The sequence below is a fragment of the Streptomyces sp. NPDC006798 genome (assembly GCF_040635975.1).
In the GTDB taxonomy this organism is placed as follows: domain Bacteria; phylum Actinomycetota; class Actinomycetes; order Streptomycetales; family Streptomycetaceae; genus Streptomyces.
Genome location: NZ_JBEYIS010000049.1, coordinates 1 through 26,600 on the forward strand (window position 1 = coordinate 1; position 26,600 = coordinate 26,600).

Consider the following 26,600-nt stretch of genomic DNA (forward strand, 5'->3'; position numbering starts at 1 on the left):
CCGTTCCTGATCGTCGTGGACGACTGCGAGGGGACCGAGGCGCTGGTACGGGAGATCGACGCCCTGCCCGTCCTCGCCGGCCCGCCGCCGGGGCGCGTCCCGGGGCCGTCGCCGTACCGGCGTACCTACTTCTTCTCCGGCTTTCCGCCGGGCGCCGCCTCGGCGCCCTCCAGCGCGGCCAGCGCCGGGTCGAGGACGATGTCCTCGGCCCGCGCCTCGGTCGACGGGTCCTCCGGGAAGTGGCAGGCGGTCAGATGACCCTCGTCGTTCCCGGAGAGCCGCACCAGCGGCGGCTCCTCGGTCGCGCACTTGTCCTGCGCCTTCCAGCAGCGGGTCCGGAACCGGCAGCCGGACGGCGGCATGATCGGCGAGGGCACGTCGCCGGAGAGGCGGATGCGTTCCTTCGCCTGGCCGTCCATGTCGGGCTCCGGCACGGCCGACAGCAGGGCGTGGGTGTACGGGTGCCGGGGCCGGTTGTAGAGGGAGTCGCGGTCCGCGACCTCCACCACCTTGCCCAGGTACATCACCGCGACGCGCTGCGAGAAGTGCCGGACCACGGCCAGGTCGTGGGCGATGAAGAGGAAGGCGATCCCCATCTCGTCCTGGACCTTCTGGAGCAGGTTGACGACCTGCGCCTGGATCGACACGTCCAGCGCCGAGACCGGCTCGTCCGCGACGATCAGCTTCGGCTGGAGCGCCAGCGCCCGGGCGACACCGATGCGCTGCCGCTGACCGCCGGAGAACTCGTGCGGGAAGCGGTTGAAGTGCTCGGGGTTGAGACCCACGACCTCCAGCAGCTCACGGACCTTGTTGTCCCGGCCGCCGGGCGGGTTGATCCCGTTGACCTCCATCGGGCTCTTGATGATGGAGCCGACGGTCTGCCGGGGGTTCAGCGACGAATACGGGTCCTGGAAGATCATCTGGATCTCGGACCGGATCGGTGCCAGTTCCTTGCGCCCGGCGTGGGCGATGTCCTGGCCCTTGTAGACGATCTTGCCCTCGGTGGGCTCCAGCAGCCGGGTGACCAGTCGGCCGGTGGTGGACTTGCCACAGCCGGACTCGCCGACGAGACCCAGGGCCTCACCCTCGTACACCGTCAGATCGATGCCGTCGACGGCCCGTACGGCGCCGACCTTCCGCTTGAAGGGGAACCCCCCGTAGATCGGGAAGTGCATCTTCACACCCTCGACGGAGAGCAGCGGCTCACCGCCCGGGCCTTTGTCGGTCGAACCCTGCTGCTTCGGCAGAGTGACGTTCTCGCTCATGTCTCTGCGTCTCCCTAGCCCAGCCGGGGCTTGATCTGATCGATGAAGATGGACTGCTTCTGCCCGTCCGACAGATGACACGCCGCGGCCCGCCCGGCGGGGAGCGACGGGCGCTCGGCCGAGCACAGACCGCCGTCCACCTGGTGCTTGAAGGCACACCGGGGGTTGAAGGGGCAGCCGGGCGGCGGGTTGAGCAGACTGGGCGGGGAGCCGGGGATAGGAGTGAGTGCCTCGTTGACATCGCTGCTGAGCCGCGGCATCGAGCTGAGCAGACCCCAGGTGTAGGGGTGGCGGGGCGTCCGCAGGACTTCCTCGACGCTGCCGCGCTCCACGGCCCGGCCCGCGTACATCACCAGCAGGTCGTCGGCCATATTGGCGATGACGCCCAGGTCGTGGGTGATGAAGATGATCGCGGAGCCGAACTCCTGCTGGAGGTCCTTGAGCAGATCGAGGATCTGGGCCTGGACGGTCACGTCGAGGGCCGTGGTCGGCTCGTCGGCGATCAGCAGGTCCGGGTCGCAGATCAGCGCCATGGCGATCATCGCCCGCTGGCGCATACCGCCGGAGAACTGGTGCGGGTAGTCGTTGAAGCGGGTCGCGGGCTGCGGGATGCCGACCTTGGCGAGCATCTCGATGGCCCGGGCCTTCGCCTCCTTCTTGGAGGCGCCGGTGTGCTTCATGTACGGCTCGGCGATCTGCCGGCCCACCGTGTAGTACGGCGAGAGCGCCGTCAGCGGGTCCTGGAAGATCATCGCGACCTTGTTGCCGCGAAGCTTCTCCAGCTCCTTCTCGGGCGCGCCGAGCAGCTCCTGGCCGTCCAGGTGGATCTCGCCGTCGATGGCGGTGGTCTTCTTGCTGTGCAGGCCGAGGACCGTCAGGTTGGTGACGGACTTCCCGGAACCCGATTCGCCGACGATACCGAGCGTCTTGCCGCGCTCGACGTCGAAGGAGAGCCCGTCGACGGCCTTGACGATGCCGTCCTCGGTGGAGAACCGCACCCGCAGGTCGCGCACCGAGAGGAAGGCGTCCGGTCCGGTCGGGGCCGGGGTCCCCTCGGTCTTGGTCAGAGTGGTCACGGTCGTTCTCCTAGGCGAGGCGCACGCGCGGGTCGATGTAGGCGTAGGCGATGTCCACGATGATGTTCAGGATCAGGATGAAGAACGCTCCGAACAGCATGATGCCCATGGTCATCGGCAGGTCCTTGGTCAGCGACGACTCCACCGCGAGCCGGCCGACACCGGCCAGGTCGAAGGTGAACTCGGTGACCACGGCGCCGGTCAGCAGTGCGGAGAGGTCCATGCCCAGGATCGTGACGATCGGCGTGAGCGAGCCTCGCCAGGCGTAGCGGAAGAAGACGTACCGCTGGCGCATGCCCTTGGCGCGCGCGGTGCGGACGTGCTCCTCCTGGAGCTGCTCGATCATGGTCGAGCGCGCCATACGCGTGTACTGCGCGGTGAAGATGGTCGCCATCACGGCCCACGGAATGAGCATTCCGGTGAACCAGGCGGCGGGGTCGTCGGCGGGCGATGTGTACTTCGGGAACTCCATCCAGCCGGTGCTGAAGACGAAGATGCCGAGGACGATCGGGCCGAGGAAGTAGATCTGGAAGGAGCTGAGCACCATCGAGGCGCCACTGACGAACTTGTCGACGGGGGTGCCGCGCTTCCAGGCGGCCAGCATGCCCGAGCCGAGGCCCAGGATCAGGAAGACGACCAGGCCGCCGATGGTGAGCGAGAGGGTCAGCGGGAAGCGGTCGACGATCGACTCCCAGACGAAGTCGCCCGAGTCGAAGGAGACCCCGAGACACGGCGCCGGGCAGTGGCCGACGGCGAAGTCGCGTCCGGTCACGATGCCACCCATGAACTCCCAGAACTGGGCGGTGATGGGCTTGTCGAGGCCGAGGTTCTCGCGGATGATCGCGATGTTCTCCGGCGTGCAGGTCTTTCCGCAGGCGAGTTCGGCGAAGTCCTGGGGGATTGTGTAGAACAGGAAGAACGTGAACGCGCCGATCAAGAACATGATCATGACGGCGCCGGTCAACCTGCGGATGAGGAACTGAAGCATCGCGGGAGGCTGCTCTCTTCGAAGGCGGCGGGGGTGAGACGTGGCCCGTGGGGGCGCGCTCCGCCTGGCGCGCGCCCCCATGGGATCAACCGTGAACCGGGGTCAGCGAACCGGTCTTACGGGTTCTTCAGGAACAGGTTGTTGATGTCGATGTAGCTCGCCTCGGTGTCGTACCGCAGACCGCCGATGTTGGAACCGGAGAGCTGGATGTGCTTGGCGTAGTACACCGGGGCGGCCGGGTTGATCTGCTCGACGATCCGCTTGTGGACCTTCTCCCACTCACCCGCGGCCTCGGTCGGCGGAAGCGCCAGGGCCTTCTTGATACCCGCGTTGACCTCGGGGTCGTTGATGTGCGAGTAGTTCGAGCCGCCGTCGGAGACCTTGGTGCCGTCGTAGACGGGGGTGATCACGGTGGAGGCGGACGGCCAGTCCTGGCCCCAACCGGTCATGTACAGGTCGTACGGGTTCTTGACCTTGCCGATCTGCTCGTAGAAGGTCGCGCGGTCGATCTCCTTGGCCTGGACGTCGAAGCCCAGCTTGCCGAGGGTCTCCTTGACGATCAGCATCTGCTTCTGGCCACGCGGCGAGTTGGAGTAGGCGTAGGTGAGCTTGGTGCCGCTCTTGACGCCGGCCTCCGCGAGCAGCTTCTTGGCCGTCGCCAGGTCACCGTTCGGCTTCTTGCCCTTGCCGTACGGGTCGTAGTTCGGGTCGTAGCCCGGGAGCGTCGGGCCCATCAGACCGCCGGCCAGCTCGCCACCGTAGCTACCGCCGTCGGCGCCGATCATCCGCTTGCTGGGAAGCGCGTGGGTGATGGCGTCGCGGACCTTCTTGTCCTTCATGGTCGCGGAGTCGAGGTTGAAGGTCATCTGCCAGACGTAGGGCTGGTAGCCCATCACCGAGCGGGCCTTGACCTCGGGCTTGCTGACGACGTCCTTGATCATGGCGCCGTCCACCGAGTCGGTGAACTGGATGGCGTTCTTGGCCTCGCCCTGGTCGGCGATCAGACGCTTGGTCTGGCTCGCCTGGTCCACCGTGAGGTTGAAGTTGAAGCCGTCCGGGTACGCGTGGCGGACGGAGTCGGTCTTCGGGTCCCAGTGGGTGTTCTTGACCAGCTTGAGCGACTTGCCCGACTTGAACTCGGCGATCTTGTAGGGGCCGAGCGCGACCGGAGCCTTGTCGTACTTCTCCTTGGTGTCGCCCTTCTTGGGGACGATGCTGTAGCCCGGCATGGCCAGCGCCTGCGGCAGGTCACCCTGCGCGGTCTGGAACTTGAAGACGATGGTCTTCGCGTCCGGGGTGGCCAGCACGGTGTCCGGCAGGCTCTTGCCCGTGTACGGACCGTCCGGCAGCGCCTTGCGGTACTCGTCGCCCGAGAGCCAGCTCTGGACGTAGGTCGGGCCGTCGAAGATGAACTTCGCGTACAGCCGCTCGATGGTGTGGCGGACGTCGGCCGAGGTGATCGGGTTGCCGTTGGCGTCCTTGATGCCGTCCTTCAGCGTGTACGTCCAGGTCTTGCCGCCGTCCGACATCTTGCCCGCGTCGGTCGCGAGGTCGCCGACGACGGTCAGGTTGCCGTTGGCGTCCTCCTTCCAGTTGGTCAGACCGCGGTGGATGAGGTTGGACAGCTGCCCGGCGTCGCTCACATAGATCTGGCCCGGGTCCATGTGGCTGATGTTGGACTGCATGTAGACATTGATGAACCCGCCGGGCTTGGCGCCCGGGACCTCGGCGGCGGGGCCGGTGGAGCCCGCCGCGTCGGCGTACTCGACCGCCTTGGACTGAGCCGCGGCGTCCTTCTTGGACTTGGACTCGTCCTTGGTCTTGCCGTCGTTGCTGGAGCAGCCGGTGAGCGCCAGGGAACCGACGACAGCTGCGGCGGCTATGACGCGCACGGGACGTGAGCGAAGTGGCTTCATGATGCTTGATGCACCTACCTGTCCGTTGTCATTCATCAAGTGCTGCCTGCCGTCCGGTTGCCCGGCGCGGGGGCGGCAGCGGCCCCCGCCCTGGGACGTCACCGTCCGGTCTTGGGGTCGAACGCGTCTCGTACCGAGTCGCCGAGGAGGTTGAACGCGAGGATGAAGACCACCATGGCGATGCCGGGGAAGAACATGAACGCGGGGTTCTGTTCGTAGTTCTCGGCGCCGATGGCGAACATCCGGCCCCAGTCGGGGGTCGGCTCCACGAAGCCCACTCCGACATAGGAGAGGAACGCGATGGTCAGGATCGAGCTGGGCAGCATGTAGGTGCCCTGCACCAGGATCGGGGTCACGATGTTCGGCAGGATCTCCTTGCGGACGATCCGCCAGCGCGAGGCGCCGGAGACCTTGGCGGCCTCCACGAACTCCCGCTCCCGGAGGGAGAGGACGGAGCTGCGGACCAGTCGGGCCAGACCCATCCAGCCGAGGAACCACATCACCAGGATGATCGCGACGGCCCGCAGATAGGTGGGCGTCTCGTCCTTCGGGGAGACGAACATCGCGGTCACGACCGGCATGAAGGCGATGAAGAACAGCTGCTGCGGGAAGGCCAGGAAGAAGTCGGTGATCCGGCTGAGCCAGTAGTCGACCTTGCCGCCGAAGTACCCGGCCACCATGCCGATGATCACACCGGTGAGCACCATCAGGACGGTGATGACCAGCGCCATGTAGAGAGAGGTGCGGATGCCGTAGAGCAGCATCGTGAACACATCACGGCCGACGTCGGGCTCGACCCCGAACCAGAACTCCCCGGAGACGCCGCCGAAGGTGCCGATCGGCATGGAGAAGTCGTCGAGGATGTCCTCGTATCCCTCCTCGCCCGGGTAGAGCGTGTACGGGTCCTTGCCGTACAGCCACGAGATCACCGGCGCCAGTGCGGAGATGACGAAGAACGCGATCACCACGACGGCGGAGATCAAGCCGGTGCGGTCGCGCTTGAAGCGCGCCCACATCAGCTGGCCGGGCGAACGGCCGGTCACGGCGTCGCCTGCGGCGCCCTTCTCGGTCGCGGTGTTCTTGTCCAAGGCGACGGAGGAGTCAGCGCCCTCAGTCTCGATTGGACTGGTCATGATGTGTCCATTCACGGGTGTCGGGTGACCCGCGTTCCTGCGCACGGCGGTCCGGACGGCCGAGTGGATGTACTCGTACCGTCACAGCCTCCGGTCGACGATCCCCGCATACCGGCCGCCTCCCGTCTCACGGGTACGGCCGGTTCACCATCCGCCTACGGGCTAGCCGTGGGCAAAACAGCAGCAATGGATGTCTATAGGGATTGATCCCACCCTCATCAGGAGCGCGAGCCGAGCGGTTGACCGGGGCTCAGAGTCGCTGTCCGCCGCCGGGAGCGGCGCGATGGGATGGAATGCGCTGGAAACCGGTCGCCCATACCATCTGCGACGACCCGACCCCGCTGGCGCTCGTGGCACCGCGCATGGGTTCCTCCTCATGAGTCCACGTGTTCACTGCAAGGCTGGGCGCAGTACACCCGCCGACACCCCTGACGGCGAAGAGCTGCACCCCGTGTGCTCGTGAGTCGGCGCTCCCCACAGCGCATGACCCGTTGACCCGAGCTCAGTGAAGCCAACTATTGGGTAAGTTCGCGCCGTAAACCACACTTAAAGCATCTCGTTTTGGCAACATCAGCGGGGGCCGGAGGCTCAGAATCCGGACAAAGTGATCGCAGACAGACACCCCCGAAACGGACTGTTAATACAGGTTTCCGGTGAGCTACGCCCGATAGTCGGACATTCGCTATCCGAAAACCCGTTGACGAACGCCCCCCGGGGCCGCTCCAATCCGGGAGCCTTCCACCCTCGCGCGAGACGCAAACGGCCCGGGTGGCCCCAACCTGGGGGACCGCCCGAGCCGTTCCGGTTCGTGCTTTATGTCTTATTGCTCACATCCGGCTGTGCCGACTCGGCGGAGCGCTGCTCCGTCCGGCCTGCGACCACCGGCCGTGACCGCCCGCCGCGAGGGCGGGCGGGGCCGCGTCAGCCGTGCTTGGCGCGGGAGGCCGCGCGGGCGCGCTCCCGGGCGTCCAGGTTCACCTTGCGGATCCGGACGGACTCCGGAGTCACCTCGACGCACTCGTCGTCGCGGCAGAACTCCAGCGACTGCTCCAGGGAGAGCTTGCGCGGCGGCACGATCGCCTCGAAGGAGTCCGCCGAGGAGGAGCGCATGTTGGTGAGCTTCTTCTCCTTGGTGATGTTGACGTCCATGTCGTCGGAGCGGGAGTTCTCACCGACGATCATGCCCTCGTACACCTCGGTACCCGGCTCCACGAAGAGGACGCCGCGCTCCTGGAGGTTGGTCATCGCGAAGGCCGTCACGGCACCCGAGCGGTCGGCGACCAGCGAACCGTTGTTACGGGTCGTGAGCGTGCCGAACCAGGGCTCGTGACCCTCGTGGATGGAGTGGGCGATTCCGGTACCGCGGGTGTTGGTCAGGAACTCGGTACGGAACCCGATCAGGCCGCGGGACGGCACCACGAACTCCATCCGCACCCAGCCCGAGCCGTGGTTGGACATGTTGTCCATCCGGCCCTTGCGGACGCCCATGAGCTGGGTGACCGCGCCCATGTGCTCCTCGGGCACGTCGATCGTCATGCGCTCGACGGGCTCGTGGACCTTGCCGTCGACCTCCTTGGTGACGACCTGGGGCTTGCCGATGGTCAGCTCGAAGCCCTCCCGGCGCATCTGCTCGACCAGGATCGCCAGCGCCAGCTCACCGCGGCCCTGCACCTCCCAGGCGTCGGGGCGCTCGGTGTCGAGGACCCGGAGCGAGACGTTGCCGACCAGCTCGCGGTCGAGACGGTCCTTGACCTGGCGCGCGGTGACCTTGCGGTCCTTGACCGCGGCCTTGTTGTCGGCGCCCTTGCCGGTACCACCGCGGCCGACGAGCGGCGAGGTGTTCGTACCGACCGTCATGGAGATCGCCGGCTCGTCGACCGTGATCAGCGGCAGCGCGACCGGGTTCTCCGGGTCGGCGAGGGTCTCGCCGATCATGATGTCGGGGATACCGGCGACCGCGCAGATATCACCGGGGCCCGCCACCTCGGCGGGCTTGCGGGTCAGCGCCTCGGTCATCATCAGCTCGCTGATGCGGACATTGGCGACGGAACCGTCGCGCTTGATCCACGCCACGTTCTGACCCTTGCGCAGCTCACCCTGCTCGACCCGGAGCAGGGCGATCCGGCCGAGGAAGTTGTCGGCGTCGAGGTTGGTGACATGGGCCTGCAGCGGGGCCTCGGCGTCGAACTCGGGGGCCGGGACGTACTCCAGCAGGGTGGAGAAGAAGGGCTCCAGGCTGTCGCTGTCGGCGGGAACGGTGCCGTCGGCGGGCTTGGTCAGCGACGCGACGCCGTCCCGGGCGCAGGCGTAGACGATCGGGAACTCGATCTGGTCCTCGTCGGCGTCGAGGTCCAGGAAGAGGTCGTAGGTCTCGTTGACGACCTCGTCGATCCGGGAGTCCGGGCGGTCCGTCTTGTTGATGCAGAGGATCACCGGCATCCGGGCCTGGAGGGCCTTGCGGAGCACGAACCGGGTCTGCGGCAGCGGCCCCTCGGAGGCGTCCACCAGCAGCACGACCGCGTCGACCATGGAGAGGCCGCGCTCGACCTCACCACCGAAGTCGGCGTGGCCGGGGGTGTCGATGATGTTGATCGTGACGGGGGCGCCGCCTGCCTTCGGGTGGTACTTGACCGCCGTGTTCTTGGCGAGGATCGTGATGCCCTTCTCACGCTCCAGGTCGTTCGAGTCCATCACCCGGTCGTCGACCTGCTGGTGGGCGGCGAAGGCGCCGGCCTGCTTCAGCATGGCGTCGACCAAGGTGGTCTTGCCGTGGTCGACGTGGGCGACGATGGCGACGTTACGGATGTCGTGGCGGGTGGGCATGCTGGCTGGCGCTTCTCTCGATCGTGGGATGCGGCGTTCGTGAGGGGCGGTGTCTTCCTCATGCGCCCCGCCGGGGCTGACGCGCCACGGCTGACCTCTATGGTACGGGGCCCCGGGATTCGGGGCCTCCTGGTCCACCGGCCGGGCACCGCGCGGAGGCGCGGAGCGGGGCCGTACGAGGCCCGCGGCGGAGGAATCCGGGGTCACGCGCGGTCGTCGGAAGCGGTGGAACGGCGGACGGACGGGGCGCCGGGCCGGGGCCTTGCGGATCTGCGGCCGGGTCTGGTGGGGGGCGGCGGAACATCGGCGGCCCGGCACGTATGGGGCGCGCCGAGCGGCCCGAACCTGGGTCGAGGAGGCCGGTCACGATCATGCCCACGACGGCCGTCGGCGGGCAAGGTCATTTGAGGCACTTCTGAGGTACCCGAGGTCAGCAGCCATTACCGTCGGTTACACCCCGGATGGTGACAGTCCCGGGGCAGGACCTCCCGGTCCTGCCCCGGGACTGTCACCGGCGCGGTTTCAGTTCGGCATCGGCTACTCGGTACCGCTTTCCTCGGTGTCCTCGGCATCTTCAGCGCCCTCGGACGCGCTCGGCGACGGACTCGGCAGGACCGGGGGAGGTCCGGCCTTCGCCGCCGCGGCCCGGGTGAAGCCGATGTCCTGGAGCCGGGGGGTGGCGAAGCCGAAGGCTCCCGCGTTGAGCACCGTCGGCCGGACCGCGACCAGCTCGGGCCGCTGATAGAGGGGGATCGAACCGGCCGCCGCCCAGATCCTGGCATCGGCCCGGCGCACCAGGTCACGGGCCTCGTCCTGGTCCAGCTCGGCCACGGCCTGGTCGAAGAGCTGGTCGATGTAGTCGGTGCCGACCCGGGTGTAGTTCTGCTCCACCAGCAGGGAGCCGTCGCTGGCTGGCTCCGGCTTGGCGTAGATGGGGCGGGCGTCGGTCGCCGGATAGGCGGTCGCGGGCCAGGAGTAGAGCGCCAGATCGTACTGGCCGGAGGCGATGTGGTCCTTGAAGTAGCTCTCGTCCGCGACCTTGGTGATCTCGGTCCGGACCCCGATCCGCCTCAGCATCCCGGAGATCTTCTCCCCCACGGCCCGCAGGGACTCGGAACCGGGCCCGGAGGGCAGCACGAACCGCAGGGTGAGCGGCTTGCCGTCCTTGCCGAGGCTGCCGCCCGCGGCCACCGGCGCGGCGGTGCCCGCCGGGGCGTAGGCGCCGGTGACTCCGCGCCCGGTGTCCTTGGCGTCCCCGTCCTTCCCGGCGCCGCGGCCGGTCTCGGTGTCGGTATCGGCCATCAGTCCGGCCCGGCGCTGGAGCGACAGGTCCTCGAAGGTGACGGGGGCCGGGGCGAGGACCCGGGTACTTCCGCCCGACTTCTCGTCGCCGACGATGTAGAGCCCGTCCTTGGTGGGAGTGTCCGGGCCGCTGCCTGCCGGGATCGTGACCTCGGCCTGCCGGGCGCTCCGCGCGGTGTTCTTCCCGTCCGGCCCGGCGTCCCCGGAGGGCGAGGCGGCAGGTGAGCCACTGGCCCCGGCTTTGGCGGAACCCGGCTTCTTCAGCGCCCCGCCCGGCGTCCAGCCCGCGTCGGCGAGCAGGGCCTGCGCCTCCTGGGTGTTCTGCTCACCGAGCGCCCCGCTGTTGTCGGTGTAGGCGCGCTGTCCCTTCAGGGCGAGATGGCTGCCGGGAGGCTCGGCCGGGAGGCCGAGGGGGCGCAGTACGGTCTCGGCCAACTCGCCGCGGTCGAGGGCGCGGGCGATGGCCCGGCGTACCCGGTCGTCCGCGAGAGGGCCCGACTCTCCGTTGAGGGCCAGCTGGGTGTAGGCGGGTTCGAGGGTCTTGCGGACCGTGAATCCGCGCAGTCCGGCCTGTTCGGCGGCGTATGCCCGGATGGCGTCGGCGGTCTTCAGCCGGGTGGCCCGGGCGGCTTCGGCGGCCTCCTCGTCGGAGCCGTTGGCGACGGCCCAGAGGTGGAGGGCCTTACCGGGGGTGAGCGCGGCCTGCGGGCCCTGGCCCGGTTGCTTGCCCCCGGTGGACTTGTTGCGCAGGGCGAGGGCGATCCGGTCGGCGGTGTTCCGGTCGATCTCGGCGATGTCGACCTTGCCCGCGGCGAGCGCCGCGGCCCGCTCGTCGCGCGGTACGGCGGTCAGGACCATGGCGTCCAGCTTGGTCTGCTCGCCCCACCAGCGGGGGTTGCGGACCAGGGTGATGTCCTTCTTCTTCCGGTCGATCTCGGCGATCCGGAAGGGTCCCGCGGTGGCCTTGATCGTATTGCGGGCGCCGTCGTTGAACGCCTTGGGGAGTCCGGTGACGTCCTTGGGGTACAGCGGGGTGAAGAGGGACTGCCAGTCGGCGTAGGGCTTCTTGAAGGTGATCCTCACCTCCAGGTCGTCGGCGCCCTTCTGGATCTGCTCGATCCGCTCGTACCCGGCGTTCCGGGCGGTCCAGAACGTGGTGTTCCGTCCGCTGAGCGCCTGCCACTGGGAGACGAAGTCGGCGGCGCCGATCTCCCGGCCGTCGCTCCACACCGCCTTCTGGTTGAGCTTGTAGAGCACCACCTGCTTGGGCTCGCGCTCGACGATCTCCGCGGACTCCACATAGTCGGGGTTGCGCTGGGGGCGGCCGTTGGCGTCGAGGGTGAAGAGGGCGGGCAGAACGGCCTGGGCGACCCGGGCGGTGGTGGCGTCGGCATCGGCCTGAAAGGTGTTGAGCGTCGTCGGCATGGTGTCGACGGCCCAGCGCAGGGTGCCGCCCTCGCCGACCTGCTGGCGCGCGGTCGTCGCGATGTCCTGCTGGGTGGCCCGGCCCGTCAGCTCGGCCTCGTCGGCCCCGCACCCCGCGAGAGCCGGCAGCGCCAGCACTCCGCCGGTGAGCAGCGCGGCGGAGCGGAGTGTCCGGGATCGGAAGGTCCGGGAGGTCCGGTCCTGGGCCATGGGTCCACCTCTTCGTCCTGAAGGTTCCGCGGTCGTACAGATGCGGAGGATGAGGAAATTTTTTGATGATCACACCGATTCCGGTCCACTGAAGTGGACGGACCCCGGGGGGCGGCGCCGACACGGCGCGCGCGGGCGGAAGGTCACCCGGGCAGAGCAGCGGAAGGCCCGCGAAAGCCGCCGAAACGGGATGAGAACCCGAAAATGGAAGGAGTGAGAATCGGACAACCGGAGGCGCACTCGCCACTCCTGCGCGGGAAGTCCCGGCACATCTCTTCACAACCGGGGATGTGACGCGGAACACTCGCAGGCGCATGAGCGACGCCACCGCACCCCGCGGAAGTGAGGGCACGTCATGTCCCAGCAGGAAGACCTGACCACGATGCAGCGCCGCCTCGACGACCTGGTCCAGCGGGTCGAGGAGCTGGAGCGCACCGTCGGCCGACTCGGCGGCACAGCCGGGCGGCCCCGTGGCACCGGCCCCGGTACGGGGACCGGGACCCGCCCCGGGGACCGTGAGGACCTGGTCACCATCCCGGATGTGCCGTACAACGACGCGCTGTGGACCGACTCCGACGACGAGGGGCTGGGCGTCCGAGACCGGCACGCTCCCTAGGAGACCTTCCGTTGGCCACTGGTACCGAACCACCACATGTCCATACGAGCGGGTCGTCGGACCCGGCATCCGGCGCGCGTACGGGGGTGCACGGCCCGACGCGCGCCGCCATCTCCCCCCGCCATCTGCGGACGGACCGCTGGTGGCTCGCCCCCGCGCTCACCGCCGCCGGGCTGTTCGCCTTCGTCGTCTACTCGACCTGGCGGGCCTTCGCCAATGCCGACTACTACGCGGCCCCCTATGTGTCCCCCTTCTACTCGCCCTGTCTGGCGGAGAACTGCGTCCCGATGAAGGGCGGGCCCGAGTGGGGGCTGGTCGGCGACTGGTGGGGGTTCTCCCCCGCCCTGCTGATCCTGATCCTCCCGCTCGGTTTCCGGCTGACCTGCTACTACTACCGAAAGGCGTACTACCGGGGGTTCTGGGCGTCGCCGCCCGCCTGCGCGGTCGCCGAGCCGCACCGCCGCTACACCGGTGAGACCCGTTTCCCGCTGATCCTCCAGAACATCCACCGGTACTTCTTCTATCTGGCGATCGTCGTGGCCGTGATCCTCAGCTACGACACCGTGCTCGCCTTCCGGGACGAGAACTACGACTGGGGCCATATGGGCCTCGGCACCGTCGTCTTCCTGATCAACATCGTGCTGATCTGGGCCTACACCCTGTCCTGTCACTCCTGTCGCCATATCGTCGGCGGGCGGCTCAAACACTTTTCGAAGCATCCGGTGCGCTATCGCCTGTGGGGCTGGGTGGGCAGGCTGAACGAGCGCCACATGCAGCTGGCGTGGGCATCGCTGATCAGCGTCGCGGCGGCCGACTTCTATGTCTATCTGGTCGCCTCCGGTGCCTTCGACGATCCGAGGTTCTTCTGATATGACGCAACTCGAACGCCAGCAGTGGGACGTCGTGGTCATCGGAGCGGGGGGCGCCGGGCTGCGGGCCGCCGTCGAGGCCCGGGAGCGGGGCGCCCGGACCGCCGTGATCTGCAAGTCCTTGTTCGGCAAGGCCCACACCGTGATGGCGGAGGGCGGGATCGCCGCCTCGATGGGCAATGTCAACGCCGGGGACAACTGGCAGGTCCACTTCCGGGACACCATGCGCGGCGGGAAGTTCCTCAACCAGTGGCGGATGGCCGAGCTCCACGCCCAGGAGGCACCGGCCCGGGTCTGGGAGCTGGAGACCTGGGGCGCCCTCTTCGACCGCACCCCCGACGGCCGGATCTCCCAGCGGAACTTCGGCGGTCACGAGTATCCCCGGCTGGCCCATGTCGGTGACCGGACCGGTCTGGAGCTGATCCGTACCCTCCAGCAGAAGATCGTCTCCCTCCAGCAGGAGGACGAGGCCGCCACCGGCGACGCCGAGTCGCGGCTGAAGATCTTCCAGGAGTGCACGGTCACTCAAGTGATCAAGGACGGCGACCGGGTCGCGGGGGTCTTCTGCTACGAACGCGAGTCGGGCCGGTTCTTCGTGGTCGAAGCGCCCTCGGTCGTCCTGGCCACCGGCGGTATCGGCAAGTCCTTCAAGGTCACCTCCAACTCGTGGGAGTACACCGGCGACGGCCACGCCCTGGCCCTGCTCGCCGGGGCGCCCCTGCTCAATATGGAGTTCGTCCAGTTCCACCCCACGGGGATGGTCTGGCCGCCCTCGGTGAAGGGCATCCTCGTCACCGAGTCCGTCCGCGGCGACGGCGGCGTACTGCGCAACTCCCGGGGTGACCGTTTCATGTTCGACTACATCCCGGAGGTCTTCAAGGAGAAGTACGCGCAGTCGGAGGAGGAGGCCGACCGCTGGTACGACGACCCGGACAACAATCGGCGCCCGCCCGAACTCCTCCCCCGCGACGAGGTCGCCCGGGCCATCAACTCCGAGGTCAAAGCGGGCCGTGGGTCGCCCGCCGGAGGTGTCTTCCTCGATGTCTCCACCCGGATGCCGGCCGAGACCATCCGGCGCCGGCTGCCGTCGATGTACCACCAGTTCAAGGAACTGGCGGATGTCGACATCACGGCGGAGCCGATGGAGGTCGGGCCGACCTGCCACTACGTGATGGGCGGGGTCGCGGTCGACTCCGACACGGCCGCCGCGGTGGGGGTGCCCGGCCTGTTCGCGGCGGGTGAGGTCGCGGGCGGGATGCACGGCTCCAACCGGCTCGGCGGCAACTCCCTCTCCGATCTGCTCGTCTTCGGCCGCCGGGCCGGGCTCCACGCGGCCCGGCACGCCCTGGAGGGCGGCCCCCGCCCGGCGGTGGACGACGCCCTGGTCGACGCCGCCGCCGCGGAGGCCCTGCGGCCCTTCAGTCCGTCCGGCGCGCCGGACGGCGGGCCGCCGGAGAATCCGTACACCCTCCATCAGGAACTCCAGCAGGCCATGAACGACCTCGTCGGCATCATCCGGCGGGAGGGCGAGATGCGGCAGGCCCTGGGGAAGCTGGTGGAGCTGCGGGAGCGCGCCGCCCGGGCCGGGGTGGAGGGTCACCGGCAGTTCAACCCCGGCTGGCATCTCGCCCTCGATCTGCGGAACATGCTCCTGGTCAGCGAGTGCGTGGCCCGGGCCGCCCTGGAACGGACCGAGAGCCGCGGCGGCCACACCCGGGAGGACCGGCCCGCCATGGAGCGGGCATGGCGCCGGGTCAATCTGCGCTGCCGGCTGGCCGACCCCGCCGAGCCCGCCCCGGACGGCGGGCGGATCGCCCTCGAACGGACGACGACCGACTCCATCCGACCCGACCTGCTCGCCCTGTTCGAGAAGGAGGAGCTGGTCAAGTACCTCACCGAAGAGGAGCTCCACGAGTGAGTGCGTACCAGGCCAGTTTCCGGGTGTGGCGCGGCGACCAGGACGGCGGTGAGCTGAGGGACTACTCCGTGGAGGTCCACGACGGCGAGGTCGTCCTGGACATCATCCACCGCCTCCAGGCCACCCAGGCGTCCGACCTCGCGGTCCGCTGGAACTGCAAGGCCGGAAAGTGCGGCTCGTGCAGTGCCGAGATCAACGGCCGCCCCCGGCTGATGTGTATGACGCGGATGTCCGTCTTCTCCCGCGAGGAGACGATCACCGTGACCCCTCTGCGGGCCTTCCCCGTCATGCGGGATCTCGTGACCGATGTGTCCTTCAACTACACCAAGGCCCGCGAGGTGCCGTCCTTCGTCCCGCCCCGGGGCGTGGCCCCGGGCGAGTACCGGATGCAGCAGGTCGACGTGGACCGCTCCCAGGAGTTCCGCAAGTGCATCGAGTGCTTCCTGTGCCAGGACACCTGCCATGTGGTCCGTGATCACGAGGAGAACAAAGCCGCCTTCGCCGGGCCGCGGTTTCTGATGCGGGTGGCCGAGCTGGACATGCATCCGCTGGACTCGGCCGCCGAGGAGGGCCTCGACCGGAAGAAGACCGCCCAGGACGAGCACGGACTGGGCTACTGCAACATCACCAAATGCTGTACCGAGGTGTGTCCCGAGGGGATCAAGATCACGGACAACGCCCTGATCCCCCTGAAGGAACGCGCCGTCGACCGCAAGTACGACCCCCTGGTGTGGCTCGGCAACAAGATCAGGCGCCGGGAAGGCTCCTGACCGCGGGGGCCGGGCCTGCGGAGCACCCCGCGCCGCTCCGCAGGCCCGGCCCCCGGCCGTACCGGCCATCTCCACGGCGGATGGCTCTCTCCTCTCTCCCGTCCGTCTCTTCCCTCTCCCGGGGCGGCCCGCGCCGCCGTCCGCCGTCACCCGGGCTCACTGTGCAGTTGTCAAGGAACGGACGCTCTCACGGGCTTCGACCGGCACGGCGCCGTACCCGTCTCGTCCGCGCACCGGATATCTCCCCGCGATTACTCAGAGTGACTCACGGATGGCGAGTTCTCGCCAGGTCGCGAGGCTCCGCATCCGGACATAACCTCCCCATGTGACGCGAATGTCAGCCGGAGTGGCCGCCGCCGTCCTGCTGACGGCCTGGTGGTCGGGCACGCCCGCCGTCCCGCCCGCGACGGCCGCACCCGCCCCGGCGTTTCCCGGTACGACCGCCGGGATCGCTCCGGCGGCCCCGCCCGCCGAGGACCCCGTCACCCTCTCCCGCGACGGCCCGGTCACCGACCGGGTCGACGCGCTCGACGGCCGCCGTACCGAGGTCGTCCGGGCGATCGACCGGCTGTACGCCGCCGAGCGGCTTCAGCTCTTCGTCGTCTACGTCCGGGACTTCTCCGGCCGGACCGCACCGGACTGGGCCGACGCGACGGCCCGCCGCAACGGCCTCGGCACCGACGATCTGCTGCTGGCCGTCGCCACCCACGACCGCCAGTTCGCCTACTGGGCCCCCGTCGAATCCCGCCTCACGGACGCCCAACTGGCGGAGGTCGCGCGGACCGCAGTCGTCCCCCCGCTCCGGCGCGACGACTGGGCGGGCGCCGCCGTCGGCGCCGCGGACGGCTACACCGCCGTGCTCTCCGGCCGCCCCGTCCCCACACCCGCGATCACTCCCGGCGACCCCGATCCGGGTACCCGTACCAGTACCGGTACGGGCGCGGCGGACCTGGTGCTTCCGGTGGGTGTCGCGGTCGCCGTGGGCGGTGCCGTCGCCTACGCGGCCGTACGGCGTCGGCGCCGTACCGCCACCCGTACCACCCCGCAGGGGGGCCGGGCGGGCTGGGGCGGCGGCGACACCGCGTCCGGGCCGACGACGGCCGAGCTGGACGCGAAGGCGCGACAAGCCCTCGTCGACACCGATGACGCGCTCCGAACCAGCCAGGAGGAGCTGGGCTTCGCCGCCGCGCAGTTCGGCGAGGACACGGCGAAACCTTTCGACGAGGCGGTCGGCTACGCCCGGGAGCAGCTCACAGCGGCGTTCCGGCTCCGGCAGCGGCTCGACGACGCCCATCCGGAGGACGACGCGACCCGGCGCCGGATGCTGACCGAGATCCTGACCCGGTGCGCCGACGCCGACCGGCGTCTGGACGCCGAAACCGCCGACTTCGACCGGCTGCGCGATCTGGAACGGAACGCTCCGCAGACCCTGGCCGCCGCCCGGGAGCACTTCACGGGCCTCAACGGGCGGATCATCCCGACCGAGGCGGCCCTGGCGGTGATGCGGGAGCGGTACGCGGAGTCGGCGTCCGCCCCCGTCGCGGGCGACGCCGCCGGGGCCAGGGACCGGCTGGTCTTCGCCAAGACCGCCGTCGACCGGGCCGGTACCGCTCTCGACGCCGGTGAGAACGCCTCGGCCGCCGTCCAGATCCGGGCCGCCGAGGGCGCGCTCGCGCAGGCGGAGCGGTTGATCGAAGCCGTGGACCGGCGAGCCCGTGAGCTGGCCGAGGCGGTCGGCGCTCTGCCGGGTGCCCTGACGGAGACCGACAGTGATCTCGCGGAGGCGCGCGGGACGCTCGCGGGGACCGCGGCCGGGGATTCGACGGCCGGACTGCGGGGCCGGATCGCCCGGGCCGAGACCGTGGCGGCCGAGGTCCGGCGGGAGATGGAGGGGCGCTACGACCCCATCGACGCGCTGCGGCGCCTGGAGGAGGCGGACGCGGCCCTGGACGAGGCGCTGGCGGGGGCACGCGTGGCGGAGGAGGAGGCCCGGCGGGCCCGTAGCCTGCTCGGCCAGGCCACGCTCGGGGCGCGCTCGGCCGTCGGCGCCGCCGCCGACTACATCGCCACGCACCGGGGCGCGGTGGGCAGCCCGGCCCGGACCCGGCTGGCGGAGGCGCAGCGGCGGCTGAGGCTGTCGGAGGAGCTGGCGGCGGGGACGGCGGAACCGGCGGACGGCGGGGGCGGCGGGGACGGCGTCGCCGCGGCGGGAGGGGACGGGCGGCGGAACGCGCGGGCCGCACTCGCCGAGGCGCAGCGGGCGGACGCGCTGGCGCGGGAGGCGCAGAGGCTGGCCGAGGAGGACGTCGACGGATTCGGGAACCCGTTCGGTCCGGGCGGTGCATCTCAGGCAGGAAGCGCGGGGGGCGGTCTCGGCGGAGCGGTGCTCGGCGGGATCGTGCTCGGCGGACTGTTCGGCGGGGGAGGGCGTCATGGTGCGGGTGGTGGCGGGTTCGGCGGCTTCGGGTCCGGGGGGTTCGGCGGCGGGTTCGAGGGGCGGCCCGGCAGCTTCGGCGGCGGGGGTACGCGCGGGCGGATGGGTGGTGGTCGCTTCTGAGGGATCCGCCGGCCCCGGATCGTTCCGGCTCCGCCCGGCGGTCGCGTCCGCTCCGACCGATTCGGCGACTCCGACCGGAGCTGCCGGTGCGGCCGGCTTCTGTGGTCGGGCGGGCCGTACCGATCGCCGCCGTACCCCCGTCATCCCGTTTTCCGCCGGTGGCCGCGGCTCGTGCGCCGCGGTCGTCCCTACCGGATTCCTCGGCTCCGACGACGAGCCCCGCAGCTCCGACAAGGAGAGGTGCCATGACCAAACAGACCATCCTCGGCCGGGTGACCCAGCTGGCCAAGGCCAATATCAACGCCCTGCTCGATCAGGCCGAGGATCCCGAGAAGATGCTGGACCAGCTGATCCGGGACTACGCCAACAACATCAGCGACGCGGAGCAGGCCATCGCGGGCACCATCGGCGATCTGCGGCTGATGGAGCAGGACCATCAGGAGGATGTGGCGGCGGCCCGGCAGTGGGGCGAGAAGGCGCTGGCGGCCAGCCGGAAGGCGGACGAGTTGCGGGCTTCGGGCGGGGCCGCCGAGGCGGACCGGTTCGACGGTCTGGCGAGGGTGGCCCTCCAGCGTCAGCTCCAGTCCGAGAAGGAGGCCGCGACGGCCGAGCCGGTGATCGCCTCCCAGACGGAGGTGGTGGAGAAGCTGAAGTCCGGGCTGGATCAGATGAAGGCGAAGTTCTCCCAGCTCCAGGCGAAACGGGACGAGCTGGTGGCCCGTTCCCGTTCGGCTGACGCGCAGAACAGGATGCTGGACGCGGTGAAGAGCGTCGACGTCCTGGATCCCGCGAGCGAGCTGGGCCGCTTCGAGGACAAGGTCCGCCGGGAGGAGGCCAGGGCGCTGGGCAAGAGGGAGCTGGCCGCCTCCTCTTTGGACGCCCAGTTCGAGCAGCTCGAAGGGCTGGGCGACACGGCGGAGGTGGAGGTACGGCTGGCGGCGCTCAAGTCGGGCTCCTGACCACCCCCGGACCCCCTCCCGGCCCGAAAGGCCCGAGCAGCCCGGACGGCCAGGACGGCCAGGACGGCCCGAACACCCGAAACGGGCGGAACGGTCAGAACATGCTCAGGAGCTGGTCCACGGTCGGCTCGGCGGCGCCCCCGCCCGGGAGGGCGAGTTCGAACCAGACGGTCTTGCCCCGGGGGGTGCGCCGGGAGCCCCAGGCCGCGCTGAGCAGTCCGACGAGCTGGAGGCCGCGACCGCCTTCGTCGGTGTCCCTGGCCCGGCGGCGGCGGGGCTGGACGAGTCCCGAGTCCCAGACCTCGCACACCAGGGTGCGGTCCCGGAGCAGCCTGAGCCGGATCTCGCCCTCGCCGTACCGCAGGGCGTTGGTGACCAGCTCGCTCACCAGCAGTTCCACGGTGTCGACCAGGGGTTCGAGGTCCCAGGCGACGAGCTGGCCGCGGGCCAGCTCCCGGGCCCGGCCCACCGAGCGGGGTTCCCGGGGCAGCTGCCAGTCCCCGACCGCCTCGGCGGGCAGCCCCTGGACCCGGGCCATGAGGAGGGCGATGTCGTCCTCGCCGTGGCGGGTGTCGAGGCTGTTCAGTACGTGGTCGCAGACGTCCTCCAGCGACCGGGGCTCCTGGGGCCGGGCCATGCGCGCGGGCACCGGGGGGCCGGGTATCGGAACGGTGGTGGCGGGCAGCCCTGCGGGGGCCGGGGGACCGGGCGGGAGGCCCGGTCCGGTGAGCAGGGTGGGCGAGGTGAGGGCGGCCCGGAAGGCGCTCAGCCCCTCGTCGAGGTGATGGTCGCGGGACTCGACCAGTCCGTCGGTGTAGAGGGCGAGCAGGGCGCCTTCGGGAAGTTCGACCTCGACCTCCTCGAAGGGTTCACCGCCGACGCCGAGGGGCAGGCCCGGGGGTACGTCGAGCAGCAGGGCCTCCTCCCCAGGTTCGACCAGGACCGGCGGCAGATGTCCGGCGTTGGCGAAGGTGCAGCGCCGGGTGACCGGGTCGTAGACGGCGTAGACGCAGGTCGCCAGGTAGACCTCGGCGAGATCGGCCTCCCGGGACTTGTGGGCCGCGCGGCTGCCCTGCTGGGTGCCGCCGGGGCCGCCGAGACCGCGGGCGATCTCGTCGAGGGCGGAGAGGACCTCGGCGGGTTCGAGATCGAGCAGGGCCAGGGTGCGTACGGCGGTCCGCAGCTCGCCCATGGCGACGGCGGCGCGCAGTCCGCGGCCCATCACGTCGCCGACGACGAGGGCGGTGCGGTGGCCGGGCAGCTCGATCACGTCGAACCAGTCGCCGCCGACCTCGGTGGCGGTGTTGCCGGGCAGATAGCGGCAGGCGATGTCGAGCCCGGCCGCTTCGGGGTCGCCCGGGGGCAGCAGGCTGCGCTGGAGGATGAGGGCCCGTTCGTGCTCCCGCCGGTAGAGGCGGGCGTTGTCGATGCAGACCGCGGCGCGGGCGGCGAGTTCGCCGGCGAGGGCCCGGTCCCGTTCGCCGAAGGGCTCGCTGCCCTTGGCCCGGGAGAACTGGACGAGGCCGACGACGGAGTCGTGGGCCACCATGGGAACGGCGAGGGTGGACTGGACGAGGCCGCCGCTCGTGGCGGGGATGTGCTGGACCCGTGCGGTACGCAGGGCGTTGGCGCAGGGCGAGTTGGCGCCGTAGCGGTGGACTTCGCCGACGGCGGTGGGGGTGGCGCCGCGGGTGCCGCAGCCTGGGGTGGTGATCAGCGGGGCGTCGGATACGGCGCTGGCGAAGGCGACCCGGCGCAGTTCGGCGCTGCCGCCGCAGCCGTCGGCGCCGGGGGCGTCCCAGGGGCCGGGGGCTTCGTCGTCGCCGGTGAGCAGGGCCTGGTAGAGATCCACCGACGCCAGGTCGCAGAAGCCGGGGACGGCGACGTCGAGCAGTTCGCGGGCGGTGGTCTCCAGATCGAGGGAGTTGCCGATCCGGGCGCTGGCCTCGTTGAGGAGGGCGAGATTGCGGCGGGCGCTGGCCGCTTCGCGGGCGGCGACATGACGGCGGGTGACATCGGTACCGATTCCGGCCACCCCGATGGTCCGGCCCGTACCGCTGTGGACGCGGTAGAGGTTGATCGACCAGTGCCGCCGTTCGGCGCTGAGGGGCGGCGCGCCGACGATCTGGAGGTCGAGGGCGGGCTCTCCGGTCTCCAGTACCCGGCGCAGGGACACGGTCATCCGGTCGGCCTCGGACCGGGAGAGATAGTCGTGGACCGTACGGCCCCGGTGGTCCTCGACGGAGCCGCCGAAGACGGTGGCGAAGCGCTGGTTGGCCCGCTGTACCCGCAGATCGGTTCCGAAGAGGAGGAACCCGAAGGGCGATTGGCCGAAAATCGCCTCGGAGGCGGCGAGATCCGTCTCTATCCGCCGCAGGGCCCGGACGTCGACGACGATACAGAGGGCGGCCCGCTCGCCGGTCTCCGTCTCACTGGGCATCACATAGATCTCGGCCAGGCCGCCCGCCCGGGGGCCGCCGGGCGACCTGAAGGGCACCAGGCCGGTCCATTCCTTGCCGTCGAGGATCTCCTTGACGTGCCGGTGGCCGCGCGGACGCAGTTCGGGCGGCAGAAAGACCTCGATCGGATCCCGGCCTCTGACCTGGGACGCCGTAAGCCCGAAGAGGTCGACGGCACGCTGGCTCCACTGGTCCACCAGGCCGTCGGGACCTATCGAGAAGGAGGCGACCCTGATGTAGTCGTAGATCGAGCCAGGCGGGCTGCTCTGCCACACGACATCGCCCGTCGTCCCAGATATCTCGCTCACGCGACCGTCCCCTCCAGCTCACCGCACCGGACCGGCCATGACCGCAGTATTCAGCACTACGGCTCCGACGCACACGGCGTTCACGATCACAGCACGGTCTCGTTCATTTTGCGCCGTCCGAGCCGTGATCGTTGTCCCTTCACACTTTTAACCAGTGAGAGACAGCTCGAACCACACAGTCTTCCCCGTGAGACCGCGTCTGGTCCCCCATCGGCGGGCGTTTCCGGCGACGAGTTGCAGCCCCCGGCCGGTCTCGTCGTCCGGTGCCGCCGTCCGGGCGACGGGCGGATCGGGCAGCGGGTCGGACACCTCGACCAGGAGGGAGGAGGCGCTCTCGGCGGATTCGGGCCGGCTGAGCCGGACGCCGATCGGCCCGGAGGCATAGCGCAGGGAGTTGGTGACCAACTCGCTCACCAGGAGCACCGTCACATCGCAGACGCCGTGGTCGAGACCCCAGTCGCGAAGGGTGTCGCGGACGGCGTGCCGAGCGGATCGTACGGCGTCGGGCTCGGCGGGGAAGGTCCATTCGGCGCACGCGCCGTCGATGTCGATCACGCCGCTCACTTCCTGGACCAGCAGCAGATCCACGTCCCGTGCGGGTGGCTAACCACCACATACCCGAATTACGGCCGGAGATATCCCTTTCATCAGGTTTGGTGGTTATTTGGTGATGGATAGACGCATCCTTGACGCAAACGGCCCAGCGGCCGGGGCGCCTCAGCCGCCCGCCGCCGGGCCCGCCGGGGCGGACCCGGCCCTCAGCCGCCGTGCGACCTCGGCGACGGCGGGACGGTCCTGGTCCAGCCAGTCCACGGAATCGGTCTCGTCGGGGCCGAGCCAGCGCAGGTCGTCGTGGTCCTCCAGCGGGCGCGGCTCCCCCGAGAGCAGCCGGACGGTCCACACCTGGAGCACATACCCCTTCCCGAGGGGCCATTCGCCGGGGATACGGTCCAGCGGCTCCGCCTCCACGCCCAACTCCTCGCGCAGTTCGCGCACCAGGGCGTCCTCGGGCCGTTCACCGGGCTCCGTCTTGCCGCCGGGCAGCTCCCAGCGCCCGGCCAACTCCTCGGGGGCGCTGCGGCGCGCGGCCAACAGGCGCCCCCGGTCGCACAGCGCACCCGCCACGACCACGCGGTCACGATCACGTTCCGTCATGCGCGGGAGCGTACCCCCGGCCGGATCAGCGCGCGGAACCCTCGACGGGCTCCACGGAGTAGAGCCGCCGCTGCCCCTCCGGGTAGAGCGTGTCCACCATCCGGCGGGCCTCGTCCTCGGTGTCGTACCGTCCGACCCGATAGCGGTTGCCGTTGTCGTCCTGGCGTATGACGAGCCAGGAAAGCGCGGCGTTGCCGTCGCTCATCGCACCCCTCCCCCGGTGGGTCCGCAGTACTGAGAAGATCGGAAAGATCGCCGGGAAACCGCGTTATGCATATGCCGGAGCCTACGCCTGACCTTCACTCAGAGCATGCGGTTTACCACAAAGAGATAGGAAAGAGGCCCGATCCCGGGATCTCGCGACCGACTCGTCGGTTACGTCCGGTACGGACGAAGGGCCCGGACCGGACTTCTACGGTACCGGCGGGCCAGCGACCGCGGGCGGCACCGGCCGGATTCTCATCGCACGGGAAGCCGGTAGGCGACCCGGAAACGATCCGCCGGTACGACGATATCCGCGGTTTCCACCGGGCGGCCCGACGCGTAGTAGGTCCGGGCCACCACCATGACGACATGCCCCGGAACACCGCCCAGCGCCAGCAGTTCGTCCGCCAGCCCCGGCCGGGCGCCGACCTCCTCGCTGACGTTGTCCACCACGACGTCGATCGCGGCCATCCGCTCGACCACCCCGCACCCCCCGAGCGGCCCCTCCTCCGGCAGCATCACGGGGGTCCGGCCGGTGACGTCCAGCGGCTCCCAGGAGGTGGAGAGCATCATGGCCTCCCCGTTCTCCCGGAAGACATAGCGGGTCCGCATCACCCGCGCCCCGACCGGGACGCCGAGCCGGGCGGCGATGTCGACGTCCGCCGCCTCCTGCTCGCTCCGGGACTCCCAGGTCCCCTGGACGCCGTCGACCGCCTGCTCCTGCCGGAAGGGGTTGGCGCCCGCGGGCGGCCGGAAGCCGGTCCGGGCGATCGGGCGGGGCACGGGCCGCTCCCGGACATAGGTGCCCGAGCCGGACCGGCCCTCCACCAGCCCCTCGGCCATCAGTACCTTGCGGGCTTCGAGGGCGACGGTGTCGGAGACTCCGTACTCCTCCCGGATCCGGGCCTGCGAGGGCAGCCGGGTGTGCGGCGGCAGCGTACCGTCGACGATCTTCCTGCGGAGGTCGCTCGCCACCCGAAGGTAGGCCGGCTGCTCACCGATGACCACGGACCACTCCCAACCACGCCCGACCGCACGCTGCGGATTGACAGACCGCAATAGCCTGACAACGGTGGGTTGTTGACCGCAACCACGGGCCAAAGCCTTACTCCCGGTAAGAAATCGCGGATGGGAGGGGTGCCGCGGAGGGCTGCCTACCGTTTCCCGGCAAAGCATTGACCTTAATGGTCCAGACCAATAGCGTCCTGTGCTGCACGAAGCCCGTTCACGGAGGAAGCCGGCACCGGCTGCGCGGACGCGCGCCCGACGCCGCGACTACGTACAGGAATGAGCCCCATGCGTCGAAGAAACCTTGTCAGGACGGCCGTTGCCGCCGCTTCCCTCTCGCTGCTCGCCACCCTCGCGCCCGCCGCCGTGGCGCACGGCGGCGATGACGACGACCGTCCCTCGTACAAGCGCATCGGTTACTTCACCCAGTGGGGCATCTACGGCCGGGACTTCCAGGTCAAGGATCTGGACACCAGCGGCCAGGCCGCCCGGCTGACGCATATCAACTACGCCTTCGGAAATGTCAGCCCCGAGGGCAAGTGCATGATCCAGGGCCCGGCGGGCCAGGCCGACCCCTGGGCCGACTACCAGCGCCCGGTGCCCGCGGCCGACTCGGTGGACGGGGTCACGGACGCCTGGGACCAGAAGCTGGCGGGCAACTTCAACGAGCTGCGCGAGCTGAAGGCCAAGCACCCCGGCCTCAAGGTGATGATCTCCCTCGGCGGCTGGAGCTGGTCCACGCACTTCTCCGACGCGGTGCTCACGGCGGAGAAGCGCAAGGAGTTCGTCCGCTCCTGCCTCGACATCTACATCAAGGGCAATCTGCCCGTGGACGGCCCGCGCGGCGGCGACGGCGCGGCGGCCGGGGTCTTCGACGGAATCGACCTCGACTGGGAGTGGCCGGGCTCGTCCGGCGAGGACGACACGATCTACCGGCCCGAGGACAAGCAGAACTTCACCGCGGTGGTCCGGGAGTTCCGCGAGCAGCTCGACGCCTACGCCAAGAGCCAGCCGCGGCAGAAGGACGGCAAGCGGAAGCACTACGAGCTCTCCGCCTTCGTCCCGACCGCCCCGGCGAAGATCGACGCGGGCTTCGAGGTCCGCAAGCTGATGAAGGACTTCGACTTCGTCAACCTCCAGGGCTACGACTTCCATGTCTCCGGCGAGAAGACCACGGCCCAGCAGTCGGCGCTCTACGCCCGGAACGACTTCAGCGTCGACCAGACCGTGAACGACTGGCTCCGCCGCGGCGCGCCCGCCCATAAGCTGGTGATGGGCATGCCCGCGTACGGCCAGGGCTGGACCGGGGTCAAGGGCGGCGGCGACGGCATGGGGCAGCCGGCCGATCGGCCCGCGCCCGCGGTGCACCAGGCGGGCTTCGAGGATTACAAGGTGCTGAAGAAGCTGGCGGAGTCCGGCCAGTACAAGATCTACCGCAAGTACGGTCAGGCATGGCTCTTCGACGGCAGCACCCTGTGGACGTACGACGACCCCAAGGTGCTGCGGGCCAAGACCGAGTACATCCGCGACAAGGGCCTCGGGGGCGCGATGTTCTGGTCCCTGGACGGGGACACGGCGGACGGTGAGCTGATGCGGACGGTCGCCCGCGGGCTGCCGCGCCGCTGACGAGACGGGGCGC

The 26,600-nt window shown here is 69.9% G+C and carries 19 protein-coding genes; 7 read left to right on the plus strand and 12 right to left on the minus strand.

The window, feature by feature from the left end; translation table 11 throughout:
• Positions 1-125 precede the first annotated feature (125 nt).
• From ABZ714_RS27275 to ABZ714_RS27305, 7 genes are all read right to left on the minus strand, one after another.
• Positions 126-1,265: an oligopeptide/dipeptide ABC transporter ATP-binding protein gene (locus tag ABZ714_RS27275; RefSeq protein WP_358827995.1), complete on the minus strand. Its 1,140-nt coding sequence runs from the start codon at positions 1,263-1,265 to the stop codon at positions 126-128.
• Between the two features lie 14 nt (positions 1,266-1,279).
• Entirely contained in the window at positions 1,280-2,341 is a 1,062-nt protein-coding gene (locus ABZ714_RS27280; RefSeq protein ID WP_358827996.1) for an ABC transporter ATP-binding protein, read from the minus strand.
• Between the two features lie 10 nt (positions 2,342-2,351).
• Complete coding sequence (locus ABZ714_RS27285; protein WP_358827997.1) at positions 2,352-3,329, minus strand: ABC transporter permease; 978 nt, start codon at positions 3,327-3,329, stop codon at positions 2,352-2,354.
• A gap of 116 nt (positions 3,330-3,445) precedes the next feature.
• Complete coding sequence (locus ABZ714_RS27290; RefSeq protein ID WP_358827998.1) at positions 3,446-5,245, minus strand: ABC transporter substrate-binding protein; 1,800 nt, start codon at positions 5,243-5,245, stop codon at positions 3,446-3,448.
• A 98-nt stretch (positions 5,246-5,343) separates the two neighbouring features.
• Positions 5,344-6,378 carry an ABC transporter permease gene (locus tag ABZ714_RS27295; protein WP_358827999.1) on the minus strand — a complete coding sequence of 345 codons (1,035 nt, stop codon included), beginning with the start codon at positions 6,376-6,378 and terminating at the stop codon, positions 5,344-5,346.
• A 921-nt stretch (positions 6,379-7,299) separates the two neighbouring features.
• Positions 7,300-9,201 carry a translational GTPase TypA gene (gene typA, locus ABZ714_RS27300; RefSeq protein ID WP_358828000.1) on the minus strand — a complete coding sequence of 634 codons (1,902 nt, stop codon included), beginning with the start codon at positions 9,199-9,201 and terminating at the stop codon, positions 7,300-7,302.
• Between the two features lie 537 nt (positions 9,202-9,738).
• The gene (locus tag ABZ714_RS27305) at positions 9,739-12,138 is read right to left on the minus strand and encodes an ABC transporter family substrate-binding protein (RefSeq protein ID WP_358828001.1); all 2,400 of its coding nucleotides are present in this window, start codon (positions 12,136-12,138) and stop codon (positions 9,739-9,741) included.
• A gap of 355 nt (positions 12,139-12,493) precedes the next feature.
• On the opposite strand from ABZ714_RS27305, the gene ABZ714_RS27310 reads away from it, so the two are divergent.
• The 6 genes from ABZ714_RS27310 to ABZ714_RS27335 all read left to right on the plus strand — a co-directional run bounded on the left by ABZ714_RS27310 (position 12,494) and on the right by ABZ714_RS27335 (position 19,827).
• Entirely contained in the window at positions 12,494-12,754 is a 261-nt protein-coding gene (locus ABZ714_RS27310; protein WP_358828002.1) for a hypothetical protein, read from the plus strand.
• Between the two features lie 86 nt (positions 12,755-12,840).
• A complete protein-coding gene (locus ABZ714_RS27315) occupies positions 12,841-13,623 on the plus strand; it encodes a hypothetical protein (RefSeq protein WP_358828033.1) in 783 nt (260 codons plus the stop codon).
• Position 13,624: 1 nt separating this feature from the next.
• The gene (locus ABZ714_RS27320; RefSeq protein WP_358828003.1) at positions 13,625-15,541 is read left to right on the plus strand and encodes a fumarate reductase/succinate dehydrogenase flavoprotein subunit; all 1,917 of its coding nucleotides are present in this window, start codon (positions 13,625-13,627) and stop codon (positions 15,539-15,541) included.
• Positions 15,538-16,311 (plus strand): succinate dehydrogenase/fumarate reductase iron-sulfur subunit, encoded by a 774-nt coding sequence (locus tag ABZ714_RS27325; RefSeq protein WP_358828004.1) that lies wholly within the window; start codon positions 15,538-15,540, stop codon positions 16,309-16,311. The genes ABZ714_RS27320 and ABZ714_RS27325 overlap by 4 nt, the downstream gene beginning before the upstream one ends.
• A gap of 334 nt (positions 16,312-16,645) precedes the next feature.
• Positions 16,646-18,868: a TPM domain-containing protein gene (locus ABZ714_RS27330; RefSeq protein ID WP_358828034.1), complete on the plus strand. Its 2,223-nt coding sequence runs from the start codon at positions 16,646-16,648 to the stop codon at positions 18,866-18,868.
• A 245-nt stretch (positions 18,869-19,113) separates the two neighbouring features.
• Positions 19,114-19,827 (plus strand): PspA/IM30 family protein, encoded by a 714-nt coding sequence (locus ABZ714_RS27335; RefSeq protein WP_358828005.1) that lies wholly within the window; start codon positions 19,114-19,116, stop codon positions 19,825-19,827.
• A gap of 94 nt (positions 19,828-19,921) precedes the next feature.
• Here ABZ714_RS27335 and ABZ714_RS27340 read toward each other — a convergent pair whose 3' ends face one another.
• From ABZ714_RS27340 to ABZ714_RS27360, 5 genes are all read right to left on the minus strand, one after another.
• Positions 19,922-22,594, minus strand: a complete 2,673-nt coding sequence (locus ABZ714_RS27340; RefSeq protein ID WP_358828006.1) for a SpoIIE family protein phosphatase — start codon at positions 22,592-22,594, stop codon at positions 19,922-19,924.
• Positions 22,595-22,741: 147 nt separating this feature from the next.
• Positions 22,742-23,158 carry an ATP-binding protein gene (locus tag ABZ714_RS27345; protein WP_358828035.1) on the minus strand — a complete coding sequence of 139 codons (417 nt, stop codon included), beginning with the start codon at positions 23,156-23,158 and terminating at the stop codon, positions 22,742-22,744.
• Between the two features lie 153 nt (positions 23,159-23,311).
• Positions 23,312-23,749: a (deoxy)nucleoside triphosphate pyrophosphohydrolase gene (locus tag ABZ714_RS27350; protein ID WP_358828007.1), complete on the minus strand. Its 438-nt coding sequence runs from the start codon at positions 23,747-23,749 to the stop codon at positions 23,312-23,314.
• Between the two features lie 25 nt (positions 23,750-23,774).
• Positions 23,775-23,954, minus strand: coding sequence for an SPOR domain-containing protein (locus tag ABZ714_RS27355; RefSeq protein WP_358828008.1), 180 nt, complete (start codon positions 23,952-23,954; stop codon positions 23,775-23,777).
• 254 nt (positions 23,955-24,208) lie between these two features.
• On the minus strand, positions 24,209-24,961 hold the full coding sequence (locus ABZ714_RS27360; protein ID WP_358828009.1) for a GntR family transcriptional regulator: 753 nt from the start codon (positions 24,959-24,961) through the stop codon (positions 24,209-24,211).
• A 288-nt stretch (positions 24,962-25,249) separates the two neighbouring features.
• Here ABZ714_RS27360 and ABZ714_RS27365 point away from each other — a divergent pair, with 288 nt between their 5' ends.
• A complete protein-coding gene (locus ABZ714_RS27365) occupies positions 25,250-26,587 on the plus strand; it encodes a glycoside hydrolase family 18 protein (protein WP_358828010.1) in 1,338 nt (445 codons plus the stop codon).
• Positions 26,588-26,600: the final 13 nt, after the last annotated feature.